Source organism: Micromonospora sp. WMMD737, assembly GCF_049179055.1.
In the GTDB taxonomy this organism is placed as follows: domain Bacteria; phylum Actinomycetota; class Actinomycetes; order Mycobacteriales; family Micromonosporaceae; genus Micromonospora; species Micromonospora reichwaldensis.
In genome coordinates, this window is record NZ_JBMHMH010000001.1 from 3,043,634 (window position 1) to 3,059,286 (window position 15,653).

A 15,653-nucleotide genomic window follows, 5' to 3' on the forward strand; every position below is an offset into this window, starting at 1 on the left:
GGCTCGACGGGGTTTGCAATATTTACGCACTACAATCGAACTATGTCCTCAATCTTCCGCGATGCCGAGGCCGTAGCCAAGGCGGCGACCGTCGCGACGTCCTACAGCGACCTTTGCATCCGGCTAGGTCTGTCTCGTCGCGGAGCGAACATCGCCCGAGCTAAGGCCGCTTGTCTAGCTGCCGGCTTCGACCGGCTACCCAACGCGGGGCGGCAAGCGCCGACCGAGGACCCGATCAATGGCCTCGTGCCGATGGCTCGGCCGCGCAGGGGAACCTTCGCCGAACGCGAGCGCGTTGCGCAGGCGGTCGAGGGAGCCACGACCTACAGCGAGATCCTGCAACGCCTCGGCGTAGCGCTCGCCAGCTCCAACTACCGGCGGCTCGAAGCAGCGGCCGAGGAGTACGGCCTCCGGCTGCCACAGGTACGTCCAACCGGACCGAAGCAGACAAAAGAGGCGTTCCCCCGACTGCGACGCTCGGTCATCTGGAATGAGGACGCGCTCCGAAGGGCCGCAGATGGGGCCACCTCCGCGCGGCAGGTGCTAGAACGGCTCGGGATCCCGCAGGCCAAGCCCTACCAGCTTCGCGCCGCTGCCGCCCAGTTCGGTATTCCGCTCCCACGGGGTACCGGCATTGAGAAGCGTCGTCAGATTGCCCGGGAGACGCTGCTCGGCGAGTTGGTCGAGAACGGGCGCTTCATTCCAGGTCAGCGTCTACGTGCTCACCTAGTGGCGGCGGGAATGCTGGACGATCGCTGCTCGGGGTGCGGCAGCCCGCCGATGTGGAACGGCCGACCGCTGGTCCTTCAGCTTGACCACATCAACGGAGTGCCGACTGACAACCGCCGCGAGAACCTACGTCTCCTCTGCCCGAACTGCCACAGCCAAACGGAGACGTTCGCTGGCCGCAACCTCAAGCCGCGGGGAATGGTGTAACTGGCAACACGCCCGGTTTTGGCCCGGGAGACGGCGATCCCGCTCGTGCAGGTTCGAGTCCTGCTTCCCCGGCTCACCATCTGGCCCCCGGTACAGACGCAGGTTCGATTCCTGCACCCGGAGCCACGCCCCGGTGGCCCAACGGCAGAGGCGACCCGTTCAAGGCGGGTGAGATGGGGGTTCGACTCCCTCCCGGGGTACCAACGGACGAAGGCAGGCCGCGTGCCCTGTGGCTATCCTCCAAGGTCAAGACCCGGGGGGGCTCATGGAAGCAGGGACGCCACAAGCCAGATTCGCCGCGTTCGTCCGCGACGCCGTGCAGGATGCCTCCGACAGAACGGGCAACCCTATCGGCGAACTCACCAAGGGACTCGTCGGCCGATCGACGATCTTCCGGTGGCTCGGCGGCGAATGGCACGACTACCCGGAACTGGGGAAGGTCGAGGCGTTCTGCCGTGCGACCGGTGCCGACTACGAAGAGGCCCTTGCCGCCCTACGCGGGCAGCCTCCGGTCCCCCGGCAGCCGACGAACCTCGCTGTCGCGCGGCGCCCCGCACGGTCGCCGCTTCCAACGGGGAGATGCCCCGCTCCGGTGCCCTGCACGCACTGCGCCGCCTCCCGCCCGTACGCGCCGGACGGCCTGCACATCAAGGACACCGAGAGCATCGCCCTCATGACCAAGCCGGCACGGCGGGCGTTGCCACCGGCGTACCACCGGCCCGACTGGGACAGCCTGCGCCGGGAGTGGGTGTGCCGGGTGTGCCCCCGGCAGCCGTGGCCGTGCTCGGTCGCGCAGGCGCACGGCGACCTGGTGGGCATCTCGTACTCGTAGACCACGCCGTCGTAGCTCAGTTGGCCAGAGCGCGCCCCTGGTACGGGCGAGGCCGGCGGTTCGACCCCGCCCGATGGCTCCATGCGGTTGTAGCTCAGTTGGTAGAGCGCGACGTTGCCAACGTCGAGGTCCCGGGTTCAAGTCCCGGTAGCCGCTCTCGATTGACAGATCATTTGTCGATCTGTTCAACCACCGTTGGAAGTTCACCCCGAACTTCCAACACCACCGCCGGTCCAGTTGGAAGAAGGGAGGGACCCTGGTGGACGCCGTACTCGTCATCAACGCCGACCTCGGGCCCCTCCACCGGGTCACGGTCGCCCACGCGATCCGCATGATCTGCCGGCGGGTCGCCGAGATCCACGAGGCCGAACCGGACCGGATGCTCGGGGTGTTCCCGATGCCGAAGGTGGTCCGGCTCGTCCGGTACGTCGTCACCCGGTGGCGGTACACCCACGGCCCCGCCTGGTCCAAGGCCGGTGTCCTGCACCGCGACGGCCGCCGCTGCGGCTACTGCGCCGGCCCGGCCGCCACCGTCGACCACATCCTGCCCCGCTCCCGCGGCGGCCGGAACACCTGGACCAACACCGTCGCCGCCTGCGCCGCCTGCAACCAGGCGAAGGGCGACCGGACACCGGCTGAGGCCGGCATGGTGCTGCGGGTGACCCCGCAGACGCCGTCGTGGTCGTCGCTCGCGCGGCGGTGACTCCGGCCGGTGGGCCATCACCCCACCGGCCGCGATGGGAGCTGATGTAATCGGCAGCATCGCTGGCTCTGACCCAGCTCGTGGAGGTTCGAATCCTCCGCTCCCAGCGTCAGCATCAAACAGCCGTCAAACACTCTGAGCTGCAAGAAACGTGGCTACTTGCAGCGCTACTCGAAACGGCTGTCAAAGACTCGCCGGTGTAGCTCACGTTGGCCGAGCACCCCACTTGTAATGGGGAGGCACGCGGGTTCGATTCCTGTCACCGGCTCCAACTCGCCGACGTAGCTCAACGGCAGAGCGCCCCGCTCATAACGGGGAGGCACCCGGATCGACACCGGGCGTCGGCACGCAACACCACGCGCTCGTGGTGGAACTGGTAGTCACGCGCGGCTCAGACCCGCGTGCCCGAAGGGGCGTGGGGGTTCGACTCCCTCCGAGCGCACGACAGGCCCGCCGTGGCCCAGCCAAGCACGGACCCGGCGGGGCCGGTGCCGAGGGCGAACACGGAACCCGGCAACGACGCGCGGACGCTGCGCGGCGACCGGGACGGCCCGGAAGGTGGAGTGGCGCCACCGCCCCGCGACAACGGGGAGATGCGGTTCGAGTCCGCCCGGGACCATGGGGTCGTAGCTCAGTTGGCAGAGCGCCGCTCTTGCAAAGCGGAGGCCGTCGGTTCGATTCCGTCCGACTCCACGCCGCCGGCCCGCCCGGTCGGTCCGAGGTTCCCACACACCAAGGTCACGTAAGCGTGGGCGACTTGCCGCCGATAGCGGCTGCCATGCTGGCGTAGCTCAGTGGCAAGAGCATCCGGTTGTCAGCCGGAGGGCCGGGGGTTCGATTCCCCTCGTCAGCGCGCATGAAGGGTTGGCCGAGTCTGGTCGATGGCGCCGCACTGCTGATGCGGAGCGGGGAAACCCGCCGGGAGTTCAAATCTCTCACCCTTCGCCAAGCCGTCGTAGCTCAGCCCGGTTAGAGCACCGACCTGATAAGTCGGGGGCCGCTGGTTCGAATCCAGCCGTCGGCACGCAACAATTCTTGCCCCCGTAGCTCAGTGGATAGAGCAGCGGTCTACGGAACCGCGTGCGCTGGTTCGATTCCAGTCGGGGGCTCTTTCGGGTAGTGGCGCAGTTGGTAGCGCGCCCGGTTTGGGACCGGGAGGCCGCAGGTTCGACTCCTGTCTACCCGACTCGTGGAGGGTTCCGGCCCGTGGGGGCCAGCCGGTCTTGAAAACCGGAGGCAGGTGAAAGCCTGGGCGTTCGACTCGTCAACCTTCCGCCAAGCGCCGCTAGCTCATGGGGTAGAGCTGCCGACTCTTAATCGGTAAGTGCAGGGTTCGAGTCCCTGGCGGCGCACCAAATCCCCCGGTAGCTCAGAGGATAGAGCGCTGGTTTCCTAAACCGGGTCGTCGCAGGTTCAATTCCTGCCCGGGGGACGTTTCGCGCCGTTAGCTCAGCGGCCAGAGCAGCCGACTTTTAATCGGCGGGGCGACCGTTCGAATCGGTCACGGCGTACTTGCGGGTGTGGTGGAGTGGAACCACGCCAGGCTCATAACCTGGAGACGCCGTTCGAATCGGACACCCGCCACCAAGTCTCGGTAGCTCAGCCCGGCTAGAGCACCACCCCGACACGGTGGGGGTCGGTGGTTCGAATCCACCTCGGGACACGGAGCCGTCGACTAGCGGTCTAGGTCGCTGCCCTTTCAAGGCTGTTGCGCGGGTTCGAATCCCGTCGGCTCTACTCATTCCGACGTAAACCGTAATTGGTATCGGGGCGGACTGTTAATCCGTTCAGGTGTAAGCCTGGTGCTGGTTCGAGTCCAGCCGTCGGAGCCAAGCCCGTGTAGCTCAGCGGCAGAGCACCGCTCCCACACAGCGGGTCGCCCTGGTTCGAGTCCAGGTACGGGCACTGGCCTTCGGGCCGCGAGTGTGGCTGTAGCTCAGTGGCAGAGCGGCGGGTTGTGGTCCCGCATGCGCCGGTTCGACTCCGGCCAGTCACCCCACATGGAGGCCCCCGCTTGACATGGGGGTGCCGAGGCGGGGGCCACCCCCGCGTGGCATTGGGGTGCCGAGGCGGGGGCTGCCCCTGACGGTAGTCGATGTGGGGGCGATCCACATCCCCCGAATCATGGCCGGATGTTGCGGCCGAACTTGCGCGTCGTGGGCGGCGGCACGCCCCCTCGGCTGTAAACCGAGCGCTTTCGAGCAGACCTGGGTCGGCACCAGGGACGCGCACCATGCCCCCGTAGCGCAGCGGATAGCGCACCAGGTTCCGAACCTGGGGGTCGGCCGTTCGAATCGGTCCGGGGGCGCCCATCACCGGCCAGGTCGCAGCGGCCAGGCCGGCGTGAACAGCTCCGGCTCGCCGCTCGGTGGCCGACGGAACTCCAGCACCGCGAACGGCTCCGGGTCGGAGTCGGCGTGCGCCTGCATCGCCAGCTCGTACTGCACGGGCCGGTCGGGGCGAATCTGGTCGAGCAGCGGCTCAATCGTCAGGTGGCCGCGCCAGGTTAGCGCGTTGCCAGCGTGGTCCCCGTCCAGCTCGATGCGCAGTTCTTGGCGGCCGTCGTCGAGTCGGGTCAGTTGGAGGTTCTTCACGGGGGCGCCCATGTCCTCGAACGCTACGCGCTTGGTCGAGTGCCCGAGTGGTTAGGGAGCGGTCTGCAAAACCGTGTACGCCGGTTCGAATCCGGTCTCGGCCTCCAACGTTGCCGTCCGCTGTGGAGCTTCGCGCCCGTCCGCCGTATCGTCGCCAGCGGCGAACTGGGGAGGGCGCGGACGTGGGTGCTTCGTACGGGATGGACGTCACCATCAACGGGGTCGAGATCGAGGATGTCGGCTTCACCTGGGACCTGACCCCGAAACGTCTTCGACGCGGTGAGCCCCGGCCGGCCGTCAAGTCCCCCGTCGACGGGTGGGCCGTGGAGGTGCCGAAGCTACTGGCGATGGTCGACGCGATCGAGAGCACCGGCGGCGACTTCGACACCCTGCGGGAGGTGCTGCTGGGCACCATCACCGAGCTGCTGCCGAACGGCTGCTGCCCCACCTGCGAGGAGTACGCCTCGGTGCACCAGGACGCGTTGGCGGCGTACGAGGAAGCGGCTGCGCAGATGGCCGCACGCGCTGCGACGATGACGGACGAGACGCACCCGTTCGTCGTGACCCGCAGCGCGGCCATCCACCTGTGGAAGTGCCCGGCGGCGCCTCGGGAGGAGCTGATCCACCCGGGGGCGACCCTGAAGGAGTTCATCCACGGGAAGGTGGTTGATGGGCGGCGCGATCCGTTCCAGCGACCGCCGTGGGAGTACGAGCCAACCAACGGGGTCCGGCGGATGACCGGTGACGAGCTGGCGGAGTGGATTCGGTCGGTGCGCGGGCCGAAGGGCGGAGACAACTACCGGCGATGCAACCGGTGCCAGCCGGCGCTACCCGTGGCGTACACGTCTGCCGCCTCTGACGCCTACCTGAAGGATTAGGTGGCTGTCCTGCGGGAACGGGCGTCGCAGCGGCGAGTACGGATCAAAGACGCTGGCGGAGGTCGCCGACGTGCAGAAGGGCGGCGGCGGCGTCATCCGCCAGGTGTAGAAGTAGAAGGCGGGGGTGCGGTGCCCACCGGCACCGCACCCCCGAGGCGTCGTCTGGGCAGTGGACTGCCCGTTCGATGGCTACAGAGTCAGCGTGCTGGCCTACTCGGGCCGAGGTTCGTGGCGGCGCTTGCAAGGCTTGAACTTGGCATGTTCGTCTGCGGGCAGAAGGAGCATCCGCTTCGGCCAGTTGCCGTCGCCTATTTTCGCGGGCTTGATGTGCGCAACGTCCAGCTTGAAGCGCTCGGCCAAGTCAGGATGCCATTCGTCCACAGCGATGTAGAGACGTCCTTCCGCTTCTGAATGTTGGACAATTGGCCGGTCGTCCGCGGCCTGGGCTGTGCGAGTTCTCCGTAGCCGGAAGGTACGCGCCGCGCGGACGGCCTGAACGACTGCTCTGGGTGCAGCTCGACCGGCAGCCCCAAGGGCGAACCGCAGAGCGGTCAGGAGCTTGAGCAGCTTGCCGGGCCGGTCGTCGATGACTGCCGCCCACTCCTCGGCGTACCCTGCGGCCATCTCGGGGTCCGTCGTCCAGCGATAGGCCGACCATCGGGTCAGCCTTCGCGCGGCCCACGGCGAGATGTCGGTGACCTCGTTGACGAGAAGCCCGAACACGATGCCGAGGATGATCTCCCAGCGGTTCACGCCTGGCACCAGCCGAACGCCAGGCGGGTCCGAGTGGTCGGCGCGGTCTTGGCCTGCCGCTGGGCGATCAGCTCCCGGGCGCTGGCCACGCCGTGCCCGGTGAGCTGGTAGTAGCGGCGGCGAGGCTTGCCGGGTTCGGTGTTCGTGTCCCAGCGGGAGGTCACCCACTGCGACTCGGCGAGCCGCTCCAGGATCTTGTAGATGGTGGGTCCGGACTTCCCCGTGGCCTTCATGATCGCCCAGCCATGCAGCTCGTAGTCGTCGGCTTCGAGAAGGGCGTTCAAGACGGCCAGGAGCGGTCCCGTTACGCGCACAGGTCCGTCAGGCATGCGCTTAACGATAGTAGGTGAAATAAGCATCGTCCACTCCGGACACGGCGACACGCAGCAGGCCGGCCGGCGCTCCGGCAGGCGACCTCGCGCCTAGAACTTGGTAGATGTCGTGGACAAGGGCCCGATCGCGTCGTAGCTTGGTAGTTGTAATTACTACCAAGCTTTTCGGGAGGTTGCGGCCGATGACCAGCGACGAAGGGACCCGCGAGCCCATCACCGTGCCCCGCCAGCCCGTCGACGGCATCCCGCAGTGGGCCGACCTGCTCCCCACCAATGCGGAACTCGTCGCGACCATCGGCGCGCTCGACGCGATCCGCACCGCCCACGAGGACGCCGTCGCACGGCGTACCGCCGCCGAGGCCGACCCGAACTACACGAGCATCCCCGAGTTCAAGTCGCCGGCCGCCCTCGGTGCTGTGGATCCCGACGGCCCCGAGTGGGACCGGCTCATCGACGAGGTCCTGGAGGCGACCCGCGCCCACTACCAGGCCCTCACCGACGGCCAGCGCGCCGCCCAGGAGGCCGTGCAAGCCCTCGCCGCACTGGCGAACGACCTCAACCGGATGCTGGTGTTCGCCCGCGACCACGATGTCATCGACGGTGTCGCCCTGTTCGTCCGGCGCTCCAACGTCTGCCGCGAGTCGATCCAGATCAGCAGCAACGCCGCCGACGTCCGCCGGTACGTCGAGGCCGAGAAGCAGGCCGGCGGGTGGCTGGTGCAGTTGGGTGACCTCGACGTCGCCTACCGCTCCCCCGCCGGCTACCCGACTCTCACCGCCGCCGACGCCGACGAGGTGATCCGGGTCGGCTTGGCCTACGTCCTCGAACCCCTGCGCACCCCGTCCGGTGTCCGGTGACCCGCCGCCAGCGGCGCGGCCGGGACCGGGTCGCCGAGCTGGACCAGCTCTACGCCGAACTGCCGGCCATCGAGTGTCGAGGGCTCTGCCATGAGTCATGCAACGCCATCGCCATGACCCCGCTCGAACGGCAGCGGATCCGTGAGCGCGGTTTCGACATCAGCCCGCTCGACCTGCCCTGCCCCGCGCTGACCCAGCTTCGGCGCTGCTCCGTGCGGGATGTCCGGCCCATGGTGTGCCGGCTCTACGGCCTGGTCGAGCAGATGGCCTGCCCGTTCGGGTGCCGACCCGAGGGTGGCTTCCTCGACGACGCGACCGCGCGCCGGCTGCTGGCCCGCGCCGAGGCGATCGGAGGCCGTCCGTGACGGACACGCCGGCGCCTGCCTACTCCGGGATCACCTACGTCATCCCCTGCGGTGCCACGAAGCTCGACCGGTCGGCCCCGGCCCGCGACCTGTACGTGGGGTCGATGTTCCGGCACACGCTGGAGCAGGCCGAGCAGTGTGCCCGACTCGACGCCGACGTCCTCGGCCGTCCGGCGCGGGTGCTGATCCTGTCCGCCCGGTACGGGCTGGTCGAGCTGGACCAGGTGCTCGAACCGTACGAGCTGCGCATGGGTGACCCGGGGTCGGTGAGCGCGGACACTCTCGCGGAGCAGGCGTTGGCGTTGGGCATCGACTGGGGCGCCGACGTGTACGCCCTACTCCCCCGCCCGTACCTGGCCCGCCTCGACGACGCCCTGCGGACCCTCGACGTGTACGTCCAGAACGTGTACGAGGGGTGCGGGGGCATCCTCCAGCAGAAGACCGTCAACGTGCACATCGCCCGCCCGCCATCCCTGCCCGCGGTTGACGCGGAGCCGGAGCGGCAGGGGCCGGTGGTGTGGCTCGGCGGTGACGTGTCGTCGCTGTGGTGGGGTGTTCGGGTCCTCGTGTCGTACGTGCGGCTGCGGGGCGCGAAGGCCCTGCCGGTGGCGGCCGAGGACTGGTTACTGGACTCCGGCGGCTACGACCAGCTCATGCGCTACCGAGGGTGGACGGTGCCGGCGGCCGAGTACGCGGCCGACATCCGCCGCTACGGGACCGAGATCGGTCGGCTGGTGTGGGCGGCGCCGCAGGACTGGCCGGCATCGCGGGCGGCGCTGGCCCGGACGGGGCTGACGGAAGAGGAGCACCAACGGCGCACCCGGCAGTCGGTGGTAGACCTACGTGCCGCCGACACGGGCGTGCACATCGCCGCGCTCGTGACCGGGACGACGGCGGCCGGCTACCTGCGGCACGTCGACATGTACGCGGCGGCCGGCATCGACCTGCGGGCCGAACCAGTGGTGGCGGTGGGTGCGTTGCTGCGCCGCCCGGTCCGGGAGGCTGCCGAGATCGTGCGGGTGCTGCACGCTGCCGGGCTGACCTTGCACACCCTCGGCGGGAAAGGGCCGCTGCTGGACCTGGTGGGCGGCCTGATTGCGTCGACCGACTCGGCGGACTGGTCGGGCAACGCCCGCCGCCACACCGGTCGGTGCCCGCACGGGTTGGTGCGGTGGGAGCAGAACTGCCCGGTGGCGGCGCGGGAGTGGGGTGCGGGGCAGCGAGAGCGGGCGGCACGGGCGCAGGTGCAGCCCATGCTGCCGCTGACGGCCTGAGCAATTCGGTAGATGTCGTGGACGCTGCCCCCGTCTTGTCGTATCTTAGTAGTTGTAAGCCCTACCGAGATTTCAGGGGGACATGATGGCCGACTACGCCGCGCTCGCCGCCATCCACCGCGCGATCGTCGCCGACACCGCCAAGATCGGCCGCGCGCTCACCCACGCCCGGCGGGCCTACGCCGACGCGAAGCAGGCCGGGGCCACGACCGAACGGCTGGCCTATCTCGACGCCGTCCGCGAGCAGACCGAGGGCGCGTACCGGGCAGGGTGCGAGCGGGCCGAGGCCGCCAACGCCGCCGCGACCGCTGCCAACCCGAACGCCGAGGTCACCCGATGAGCCTGCCCGAGTTCCCGACCCTGCACCTCGCAGACCTCACCGACGGTGACCTCACCGCGCTCGCCGCATGGCTGGACGAGTCAACCCGCACCATCGCCACCGAGCAGACCCGCCGCAAGGCCGTCCACGACCGGGCGCTTCGCGCCAACCTGTGGAAGATCACCGCAGCCGGCCCCGACGACCCCCGGTGGACCCCTCAGGACTGGGACGCGGCACGGATCGCCGCAGGCCCCCACATCGGCCTGCGCGGGTTCATCGTCGGCCGCTGCCAGTGCGGGTGCGAACAGGTCGACGGGCTGCCCCGCTGGCTGCTCTACATCGCCGGTGGCGGCCCCGTCTGGACGTGCATGCCCCGCGCGCACCTGCGGCCCGTGCCGGCCGTGCGCCGCGAGGGCGGCGTGGGCCGGGCCCGCTGCGACTACGACTGCCTGTGCTGCATGGGCGACCCACGCCGACACCTGACCACCGCCGGCACGACGCCGACCAACCGCTGAGGAGCACGCGATGTACGACGAGCACGGAGCACCGTCCGAAGACCTGGTGACGAGCTGGAACGAGCACAACGCGCACGCCGACGACTACCCGGACCCGGCCGACGAGCACGACGAGACGCCCGAGCTGATCGGCCCGCTCACCGCCGAGGAATGGTGCGCGTTCCGCCAGCGTGGCGACGACGACCTGCTCCAGTGCTGCGGCGACACCTCCGACTTCCGCAACGCCCTGTTCTACGTCCTCCGCATGGGCGGCGACCGCGAGTTCGGCCAGGGCGTTTTCCGCCAGGCGTGGCAGCGCATGGAGGCGCACGGCTTCCCCCAGGGCGACGACGTCACGCCGCTTCTGGAGCGGCTGCGGGCGTTCTACATCGACCCCCCGGCGACAGGGTTCGAGTCGTGAGCGTCGTGGAGCTGTGGGCGACGCGGGGCTTGCCGGGTTGCGGGAAGTCGACGTGGGCCCGCCGCTGGGTGGACATCGCCCCCGCCTCGCGGGTGAGGATCAACCGCGACGACGCCCGAGCGATGCTGCACGGCCGCCGGCTCGGCACTCGCGAGCAGGAGCGCCAGACGACCGTGGTGTGCCACGGGGCCATCCTGGACCTGCTGCGCATCGGCACTTCGGTAGTGGAGGACAGCACCAACCTCGTCGACGAGCACCTGGTGGCGCTGTGGGACATCGCCGACCGCACGGGTGCCCGGTTCCGGGTCGCGGACTTCACGCGGATCCCGTTCGAGACGTGCGTGGAGCGCGACGCGCTGCGGGTAGGTCCGGCGCGGGTGGGCCGGGAGGTGATCCTGGCGATGCACCAGCAGCACGTGCAGGGCCGGCGCCGGCCGTTGCCGCTGCCGCCGCTGGTCAGATCTGGTCGGGCGAATTCGGTAGATGTCGTGGACATGTCGGCATCCCTTGCCGTAGCTTGATAGTTGTAATCGCTACCAAGATTCGGGGGATGGTATGGCCGAGACAGCCAGTACGCCAGGCCAAGGTCTAACGGCCGAACTGCGCCGTTACTTCCGCATCGGCACCCGCACGCCCCGCTACCGGCGGTCGCCCGTTGGCGGCCGGGAAGACCTCCACACAGCGATGGTCCGCGAGATCGAATTCGTGTGCACCCACGGCGAGACCCATTCCCGTGCAGCAGCGCTGAAGGCTGGTTGGGGGGCGGCTCTGTCCTACGAGAAGCACTACGAGGGCTACCGCATCGACCCGGTCCTCCGACGAGAGATCGAGTTGCTGAGCCCATACCGCTTCGCTGCGCTCCTCGGCCGCATGGTCGACGCCGGGGTCACCAACACGGGCGAGGGCGAGCGCTTCTTCCGGGAGATGTCAATGGTGGTTTCAGCGTGACGGCCACGACTAGGGCGTTCCCCCACACCGTCAACGGGGCGACCCTCAACCCGACCTACGGCATCTGGCTCGACGAGAAGCAGGTGGCCGTCACCCACCTGCCCGGCGGCTTCTGGGCCGTCAAGGTCCGCCAGCGCGGCGGCCAGTGGATCGCGTTCGCGGTCCCCCGCCTCACCACCATCGGCGACCCGTTCCTCCTCGCCGTTGGCGACGACCGGCAGGCCGTGTTCTCGGCCGCGATGCGCTGGCGTGACCAGGCCGTCACCATCGCCGGCCGACTCGACCGGGTCGTGTTCGCCGGCTACGGCAACGCCACCCACGAGCGGCTGAACACCGACGACATCGACGGCCGGTGGGCCGTCCTCGACACCCAGGAGCGCCGATGAACCTGTTCCCGACCAAGACCCGCCTGCGGCTGCTCCGCGACGTCGCGGACGGCATGGTCTGGTTCTCCCCGCACGAGAACGCGGTACATAACCGGGCCACGGCACCGGCGCACAACGTGCTGTCGGCGACCGCCGAGCAGCGGCAGGCCGGCTGGATCACCGTGGACATCCGCGACAACGCCGACACCCTCGGCCACTACCCGTACCGGCCCACCGGCACCGGATGGAACCTCCTCGCCAAGCACCTGCCCGACGCCGGCCCCATCCCGCCGGTGTGGCTGCTCGACGTGGACGGCGTCATCAACGCGACCACCCCGCAGTGGGGCTGCGAGACCAGCATCGGCAAAGCTCGTGCCGCCGGCACCGCCTACCGGCTGCGCTGGGCCAAACCGCTGATCGACCGCATCCGCGAACTACACACCACCCTCGCGGTCGAGGTGCGCTGGTGCACGACCTGGTGCGCGTACGCCGACGAGCTGGAGCGGCTGTGGGATCTCCCCGCGCTGGACCGCGCGTTCACCGACGACATCAACGGCTACGCCGCGTCGCTGGCGAAGCTCGCCGCAGCCCGACAGGTACTCGCCGACGGTCGCCGCCTGATCTGGACCGACGACATGGAAGTCCCGACAGCCGGCCCCGTGTCCGACGAGCTGACAGATGGTGGGAGGTCGCTGCTGATCCGCCCGGACGAGTGCTACGGGCTGAAGCCGGTCGACCTGGACGCGATCGAGCTGTTCGCTCGCTCCGAGGCCGCCGAGGTAACGGCGTGACCAGCCTGCCCCTGATGGACAACCTGCTGCTGTTCGGGATGGTCGGGTCCACCGCGTACGGGCTGGCCGGGCCGGGCTCCGACGTCGACCGCCTCGGGGTGTACGCGGCCCCGACCGTCGCCTTCCACGGCCTCACTCCGCCCACCGGCCGGGACGCCACGGTCGTCAGCCACACCCCGGACACCACCATCCACGAGGCGGCGAAGGCGGCCACGCTGATGCTCGGCGGCAACCCCACGGTCAACGAGATCCTGTGGTTGCCTGACGAGCTGTACGAGGTGCGTACGCCGCTCGGCGACGAGATGATCGGCATCCGGTCGGCGTTCCTGTCTGCCAAGCAGACTCGCGACTCCTACTTCGGCTACGCCAAGTCGCAGCTCAAACGCCTCGTCGACACCGGCCAGTTCCAGTCGAAGATGCGCAAGCGGCAGGCCAAGCACGGCCGGCACCTGCTCCGCCTCCTCGACCAGGGATTCGCCCTCTACGCCACCGGCCAGCTACCCATCCGGGTCGAGAACCCGCAGCGGTACATCGACTTCGGGGAAGCCGTCGCGGCGGACCCGGCAGCGGCCCGGCCGGCGCTCGCCGAGGCGGAGGCCCGCTTCGACTCCGTCCGGTCGGTGCTGCCGGCGGAGCCGGACCGGGCCGCCGTGGAGGCGTGGCTGCTGCGGGTCCGCCGCGCCCACCTGGACCCGGCGTGACCGGCTTCGAGCAGGCGTCCACCGCAACGCTCCTCACGATCCGCGGCAACCTGCGGCGCGGCTTGGACGAGGTTGCCACGGCGCTCGACGCCGGCACTTTCCACCGGGTCGGGCCGAAGGGCGCCGCCCCGCCGTCGCAAGCGGGACAGCTCACGTTGTCACTCCTCGACGGTGTCGACGGGGAGCTGTCTCGCCGGAGGGTGTCGTGATCCTCCTCTGCCCGGACAGGGCCCGCCGCCGCGACCGCTGCCGGGAGCAGTTCGCGGTGTCCGACGAGGACCCCGACGCCGCCCTGTCCGACGTGGTCGCCCACCTGACCGGACCGCAGCACCACCACCCGCTCGATGTCGCCATGAAGCTCCTCACGACGGTCGAGGAAGCTCCCGAGGGAGGATCCATTGAACGTTCCTGACTACCTGCTTGGCCTCGGCACCCTGCCGGCCGTGGCCGCCGCAGGCTGGCTGCTGTGGCAGTTCGCACGCGCCGCCAACGTCGCCGGTGAGGCCATCGCGAAGCGCCTGCCCCTATCCAAGGCACAGGACCGGGCGGGATTCGCGGCGTTCGCCGCGAGCACTCGTCGCGCGCACCTGTTCGTGTTCGGTGGGGTGGGTGTCGCCGTCATGGTCGGCTACGACGGCAAGAACGCCCGCAAGGTGTACGACGCCGTGTATCCGGTCCTCGTCGGCCCGGCTCGGGTGAACCTGCGGCGCCGGGCGGCCGGCCCTCAGGACCCGGGCATCGAGTTCAGCGGTGGGGACGAGGGCTGATGGGCGAGGACTTCTGGATGGGTGTCGCCGCCCCATTCCTGGTCGTTGGCGGCCTGATCGTCGTCGGCGGATTGCTGTGGCTCGCGCTCATCACGATCCCCGAGGGCATCTGGTGGACGGTGAAGCGGCTACGGCTGCATGAGGCCTTCAAGCGGGATCAGGCTGCGGCACTGGTGTCTTCGGCTCGCCGCGCCTACACGCTGCGCATCCCGATGGGCGTCAGGATTACCCTGACCTTGGGTGAGAACCGTGAGGGCTCTGCCGAGATGCTGGATGCCCTGCGCGAGGCTCGGCGGAGCAGGGTGCCGTGAGGATTAGCCCGGCCTTCAGCAGTCCAATGTGGCTGATTAACGAGCGGGTGGCGTGTAAGGGCACGGGCCCATGTGGGTCCTTTTCACTATCTGTCTGGTCCCGCAAATGGAAGTTGCAGGCGGAGGCAATCCGGGCACAACCGGAGGTACTTTCCTGGCAACATCATTTGCGATACCGGTAAGGCTTGTCACGTCACTGTTACGGGGGGAGGCGTGCGGATGGGCATCGCGCACCAGCCGACCAGTCGCGTCCGCCTGCTCCTGTTCGGATTCGCCCTCGCCGCCGGCACCATCGTCGCCCTCGGTTGGGACAGCGACGCGCGAGCCGCCGAGGCCCGACCCGCCGCAGGTTCGCCCAGCGAGGACCCCGCCCCGGTCAGGAAGCTCCTCGTCGCAGTCACCGACCAGGTCAAGGCCGTCACAGACGCCGTCGACGACGCCACGGCACCTATCCCGATCGTGAAGTCTCCGGTCGACGAGGTCACCGATGTCGCCGATGACGTGGTCAACGGCGTCGTCGGCGAAGTGGTGGAAGTCGTTGCCCCGGCAGCTCCGTCCAATCCGAAGCCATCGCCTGGCAGGACGGTTGAGCCGCCCCGCCAAGCGGACGGCATCCCGGCGCCGGCCCCGACCAACCGCACTCCTCCCGCGCGTACGCCGGCTGCCAGCAAGCCGGCCGCGACTGACACCCCGCCTGCCGCCGACGCGGCCCCGCGTCACCATCCCGCCAGCGACTACTCCCGCCACCCAGCTCCCCACCCGCGCACCGACCCGACCCCTGCAACGGTCGTAGCGGCCGACACAGACCCGGCGGGCGGGGCCGACAACTGGCTCGGGCCCCACAACGACGACGCCAGCACCACCACCTCAGCTCCCGCGAGTGACGCCACTACGATCGACAGGTGGGCGCCACACAACCTGCCCAACCGGCTGTTGCGGGGCGGCGACCAGCACCACGACGGCCGCTATCACCCACCAGCCACTCCCTCAGGCTGACCGCACTCGCCTTCCG

Annotated in this window: 23 protein-coding genes and 26 tRNA genes; 46 read left to right on the top strand and 3 right to left on the bottom strand. The window is 69.4% G+C overall.

Going from position 1 to position 15,653, the window contains the following annotated elements; all coding sequences use genetic code 11:
- The first annotated feature begins 42 nt into the window (after positions 1 to 42).
- The 28 genes from ACN27A_RS12750 (at position 43) to ACN27A_RS12885 (ending at position 4,779) form a co-directional block, all read left to right on the top strand.
- Complete coding sequence (locus ACN27A_RS12750) at positions 43 to 936, top strand: HNH endonuclease (protein ID WP_421452882.1); 894 nt, start codon at positions 43 to 45, stop codon at positions 934 to 936.
- Positions 922 to 1,008 (top strand) — tRNA-Gln (locus ACN27A_RS12755). Before ACN27A_RS12750 ends, ACN27A_RS12755 begins: the two co-directional genes overlap by 15 nt.
- 55 nt (positions 1,009 to 1,063) lie before the next feature.
- Positions 1,064 to 1,139, top strand: a tRNA-Leu gene (locus ACN27A_RS12760).
- 389 nt (positions 1,140 to 1,528) lie between these two features.
- The gene (locus tag ACN27A_RS12765) at positions 1,529 to 1,768 is read left to right on the top strand and encodes a hypothetical protein (RefSeq protein WP_421452884.1); all 240 of its coding nucleotides are present in this window, start codon (positions 1,529 to 1,531) and stop codon (positions 1,766 to 1,768) included.
- 5 nt (positions 1,769 to 1,773) lie between these two features.
- Positions 1,774 to 1,850: transfer RNA gene (locus tag ACN27A_RS12770), tRNA-Thr, on the top strand.
- 1 nt (position 1,851) lies between these two features.
- A tRNA-Gly gene (locus ACN27A_RS12775) sits at positions 1,852 to 1,924 on the top strand.
- A gap of 103 nt (positions 1,925 to 2,027) precedes the next feature.
- Positions 2,028 to 2,471: an HNH endonuclease gene (locus ACN27A_RS12780; RefSeq protein ID WP_421452887.1), complete on the top strand. Its 444-nt coding sequence runs from the start codon at positions 2,028 to 2,030 to the stop codon at positions 2,469 to 2,471.
- Between the two features lie 35 nt (positions 2,472 to 2,506).
- A tRNA-Gln gene (locus ACN27A_RS12785) sits at positions 2,507 to 2,578 on the top strand.
- 86 nt (positions 2,579 to 2,664) lie between these two features.
- A tRNA-Thr gene (locus ACN27A_RS12790) sits at positions 2,665 to 2,742 on the top strand.
- A 4-nt stretch (positions 2,743 to 2,746) separates the two neighbouring features.
- Positions 2,747 to 2,818, top strand: a tRNA-Met gene (locus ACN27A_RS12795).
- Between the two features lie 11 nt (positions 2,819 to 2,829).
- Positions 2,830 to 2,913 (top strand) — tRNA-Leu (locus ACN27A_RS12800).
- 178 nt (positions 2,914 to 3,091) lie between these two features.
- Positions 3,092 to 3,164: transfer RNA gene (locus tag ACN27A_RS12805), tRNA-Ala, on the top strand.
- 87 nt (positions 3,165 to 3,251) lie between these two features.
- A tRNA-Asp gene (locus tag ACN27A_RS12810) sits at positions 3,252 to 3,324 on the top strand.
- 5 nt (positions 3,325 to 3,329) lie between these two features.
- Positions 3,330 to 3,419, top strand: a tRNA-Ser gene (locus ACN27A_RS12815).
- A 1-nt stretch (position 3,420) separates the two neighbouring features.
- A tRNA-Ile gene (locus ACN27A_RS12820) sits at positions 3,421 to 3,495 on the top strand.
- A 13-nt stretch (positions 3,496 to 3,508) separates the two neighbouring features.
- Positions 3,509 to 3,580 (top strand) — tRNA-Arg (locus ACN27A_RS12825).
- A 4-nt stretch (positions 3,581 to 3,584) separates the two neighbouring features.
- A tRNA-Pro gene (locus tag ACN27A_RS12830) sits at positions 3,585 to 3,657 on the top strand.
- Between the two features lie 5 nt (positions 3,658 to 3,662).
- Positions 3,663 to 3,749: transfer RNA gene (locus ACN27A_RS12835), tRNA-OTHER, on the top strand.
- A 1-nt stretch (position 3,750) separates the two neighbouring features.
- Positions 3,751 to 3,826: transfer RNA gene (locus ACN27A_RS12840), tRNA-Lys, on the top strand.
- A gap of 3 nt (positions 3,827 to 3,829) precedes the next feature.
- Positions 3,830 to 3,903: transfer RNA gene (locus ACN27A_RS12845), tRNA-Arg, on the top strand.
- Between the two features lie 6 nt (positions 3,904 to 3,909).
- A tRNA-Lys gene (locus ACN27A_RS12850) sits at positions 3,910 to 3,982 on the top strand.
- 3 nt (positions 3,983 to 3,985) lie between these two features.
- Positions 3,986 to 4,054: transfer RNA gene (locus tag ACN27A_RS12855), tRNA-Ile, on the top strand.
- 5 nt (positions 4,055 to 4,059) lie between these two features.
- Positions 4,060 to 4,134 (top strand) — tRNA-Val (locus ACN27A_RS12860).
- Between the two features lies 1 nt (position 4,135).
- A tRNA-Glu gene (locus tag ACN27A_RS12865) sits at positions 4,136 to 4,208 on the top strand.
- Between the two features lie 5 nt (positions 4,209 to 4,213).
- Positions 4,214 to 4,303: transfer RNA gene (locus tag ACN27A_RS12870), tRNA-Asn, on the top strand.
- A 1-nt stretch (position 4,304) separates the two neighbouring features.
- A tRNA-Val gene (locus ACN27A_RS12875) sits at positions 4,305 to 4,376 on the top strand.
- Positions 4,377 to 4,396: 20 nt separating this feature from the next.
- Positions 4,397 to 4,470 (top strand) — tRNA-His (locus ACN27A_RS12880).
- Positions 4,471 to 4,706: 236 nt separating this feature from the next.
- Positions 4,707 to 4,779, top strand: a tRNA-Arg gene (locus ACN27A_RS12885).
- A 4-nt stretch (positions 4,780 to 4,783) separates the two neighbouring features.
- On the opposite strand, the gene ACN27A_RS12890 is transcribed toward ACN27A_RS12885, so the two are convergent.
- Positions 4,784 to 5,077: a hypothetical protein gene (locus ACN27A_RS12890; protein ID WP_421452890.1), complete on the bottom strand. Its 294-nt coding sequence runs from the start codon at positions 5,075 to 5,077 to the stop codon at positions 4,784 to 4,786.
- Positions 5,078 to 5,098: 21 nt separating this feature from the next.
- Here ACN27A_RS12890 and ACN27A_RS12895 point away from each other — a divergent pair.
- Positions 5,099 to 5,172: transfer RNA gene (locus tag ACN27A_RS12895), tRNA-Cys, on the top strand.
- A 75-nt stretch (positions 5,173 to 5,247) separates the two neighbouring features.
- A complete protein-coding gene (locus tag ACN27A_RS12900; RefSeq protein ID WP_421452892.1) occupies positions 5,248 to 5,943 on the top strand; it encodes a hypothetical protein in 696 nt (231 codons plus the stop codon).
- A gap of 210 nt (positions 5,944 to 6,153) precedes the next feature.
- Here the strand turns inward: ACN27A_RS12900 and ACN27A_RS12905 are convergent, their stop codons facing one another.
- The gene (locus tag ACN27A_RS12905) at positions 6,154 to 6,696 is read right to left on the bottom strand and encodes a hypothetical protein (RefSeq protein WP_421452894.1); all 543 of its coding nucleotides are present in this window, start codon (positions 6,694 to 6,696) and stop codon (positions 6,154 to 6,156) included.
- On the bottom strand, positions 6,693 to 7,025 hold the full coding sequence (locus ACN27A_RS12910; protein ID WP_421452896.1) for a PadR family transcriptional regulator: 333 nt from the start codon (positions 7,023 to 7,025) through the stop codon (positions 6,693 to 6,695). Before ACN27A_RS12910 ends, ACN27A_RS12905 begins: the two co-directional genes overlap by 4 nt.
- Before the next feature lie 185 nt (positions 7,026 to 7,210).
- Between ACN27A_RS12910 and ACN27A_RS12915 the strand changes: the two genes are divergently transcribed.
- From ACN27A_RS12915 to ACN27A_RS12990, 16 genes are all read left to right on the top strand, one after another.
- The gene (locus ACN27A_RS12915) at positions 7,211 to 7,885 is read left to right on the top strand and encodes a hypothetical protein (RefSeq protein WP_421452899.1); all 675 of its coding nucleotides are present in this window, start codon (positions 7,211 to 7,213) and stop codon (positions 7,883 to 7,885) included.
- Complete coding sequence (locus tag ACN27A_RS12920) at positions 7,882 to 8,250, top strand: hypothetical protein (RefSeq protein ID WP_421452902.1); 369 nt, start codon at positions 7,882 to 7,884, stop codon at positions 8,248 to 8,250. Before ACN27A_RS12915 ends, ACN27A_RS12920 begins: the two co-directional genes overlap by 4 nt.
- A complete protein-coding gene (locus ACN27A_RS12925) occupies positions 8,247 to 9,524 on the top strand; it encodes a DUF7221 family queuine tRNA-ribosyltransferase-like protein (RefSeq protein WP_421452905.1) in 1,278 nt (425 codons plus the stop codon). The genes ACN27A_RS12920 and ACN27A_RS12925 overlap by 4 nt, the downstream gene beginning before the upstream one ends.
- Positions 9,525 to 9,609: 85 nt before the next feature.
- Positions 9,610 to 9,864, top strand: a complete 255-nt coding sequence (locus ACN27A_RS12930) for a hypothetical protein (RefSeq protein ID WP_421452907.1) — start codon at positions 9,610 to 9,612, stop codon at positions 9,862 to 9,864.
- Positions 9,861 to 10,358: a hypothetical protein gene (locus tag ACN27A_RS12935; RefSeq protein WP_421452910.1), complete on the top strand. Its 498-nt coding sequence runs from the start codon at positions 9,861 to 9,863 to the stop codon at positions 10,356 to 10,358. Before ACN27A_RS12930 ends, ACN27A_RS12935 begins: the two co-directional genes overlap by 4 nt.
- Positions 10,359 to 10,368: 10 nt before the next feature.
- The gene (locus ACN27A_RS12940) at positions 10,369 to 10,758 is read left to right on the top strand and encodes a hypothetical protein (RefSeq protein ID WP_421452912.1); all 390 of its coding nucleotides are present in this window, start codon (positions 10,369 to 10,371) and stop codon (positions 10,756 to 10,758) included.
- Entirely contained in the window at positions 10,755 to 11,279 is a 525-nt protein-coding gene (locus tag ACN27A_RS12945; protein ID WP_421452915.1) for an AAA family ATPase, read from the top strand. Before ACN27A_RS12940 ends, ACN27A_RS12945 begins: the two co-directional genes overlap by 4 nt.
- A gap of 34 nt (positions 11,280 to 11,313) precedes the next feature.
- Positions 11,314 to 11,706, top strand: coding sequence for a hypothetical protein (locus ACN27A_RS12950; RefSeq protein ID WP_421452917.1), 393 nt, complete (start codon positions 11,314 to 11,316; stop codon positions 11,704 to 11,706).
- Positions 11,703 to 12,092 carry a hypothetical protein gene (locus tag ACN27A_RS12955; protein ID WP_421452918.1) on the top strand — a complete coding sequence of 130 codons (390 nt, stop codon included), beginning with the start codon at positions 11,703 to 11,705 and terminating at the stop codon, positions 12,090 to 12,092. Before ACN27A_RS12950 ends, ACN27A_RS12955 begins: the two co-directional genes overlap by 4 nt.
- Positions 12,089 to 12,862, top strand: a complete 774-nt coding sequence (locus ACN27A_RS12960; RefSeq protein WP_421452921.1) for a hypothetical protein — start codon at positions 12,089 to 12,091, stop codon at positions 12,860 to 12,862. The genes ACN27A_RS12955 and ACN27A_RS12960 overlap by 4 nt, the downstream gene beginning before the upstream one ends.
- Positions 12,859 to 13,563: a DNA polymerase beta superfamily protein gene (locus ACN27A_RS12965; RefSeq protein WP_421452924.1), complete on the top strand. Its 705-nt coding sequence runs from the start codon at positions 12,859 to 12,861 to the stop codon at positions 13,561 to 13,563. The genes ACN27A_RS12960 and ACN27A_RS12965 overlap by 4 nt, the downstream gene beginning before the upstream one ends.
- Positions 13,560 to 13,772 carry a hypothetical protein gene (locus tag ACN27A_RS12970; RefSeq protein WP_421452926.1) on the top strand — a complete coding sequence of 71 codons (213 nt, stop codon included), beginning with the start codon at positions 13,560 to 13,562 and terminating at the stop codon, positions 13,770 to 13,772. Before ACN27A_RS12965 ends, ACN27A_RS12970 begins: the two co-directional genes overlap by 4 nt.
- Positions 13,773 to 13,828: 56 nt before the next feature.
- Positions 13,829 to 13,975 carry a hypothetical protein gene (locus tag ACN27A_RS12975; protein ID WP_421452928.1) on the top strand — a complete coding sequence of 49 codons (147 nt, stop codon included), beginning with the start codon at positions 13,829 to 13,831 and terminating at the stop codon, positions 13,973 to 13,975.
- Positions 13,962 to 14,330, top strand: a complete 369-nt coding sequence (locus tag ACN27A_RS12980) for a hypothetical protein (protein WP_421452931.1) — start codon at positions 13,962 to 13,964, stop codon at positions 14,328 to 14,330. The genes ACN27A_RS12975 and ACN27A_RS12980 overlap by 14 nt, the downstream gene beginning before the upstream one ends.
- The gene (locus ACN27A_RS12985) at positions 14,330 to 14,641 is read left to right on the top strand and encodes a hypothetical protein (protein WP_421452933.1); all 312 of its coding nucleotides are present in this window, start codon (positions 14,330 to 14,332) and stop codon (positions 14,639 to 14,641) included. The genes ACN27A_RS12980 and ACN27A_RS12985 overlap by 1 nt, the downstream gene beginning before the upstream one ends.
- Positions 14,642 to 14,860: 219 nt before the next feature.
- On the top strand, positions 14,861 to 15,637 hold the full coding sequence (locus ACN27A_RS12990; protein WP_421452936.1) for a hypothetical protein: 777 nt from the start codon (positions 14,861 to 14,863) through the stop codon (positions 15,635 to 15,637).
- The last annotated feature ends 16 nt before the right edge of the window (positions 15,638 to 15,653 follow it).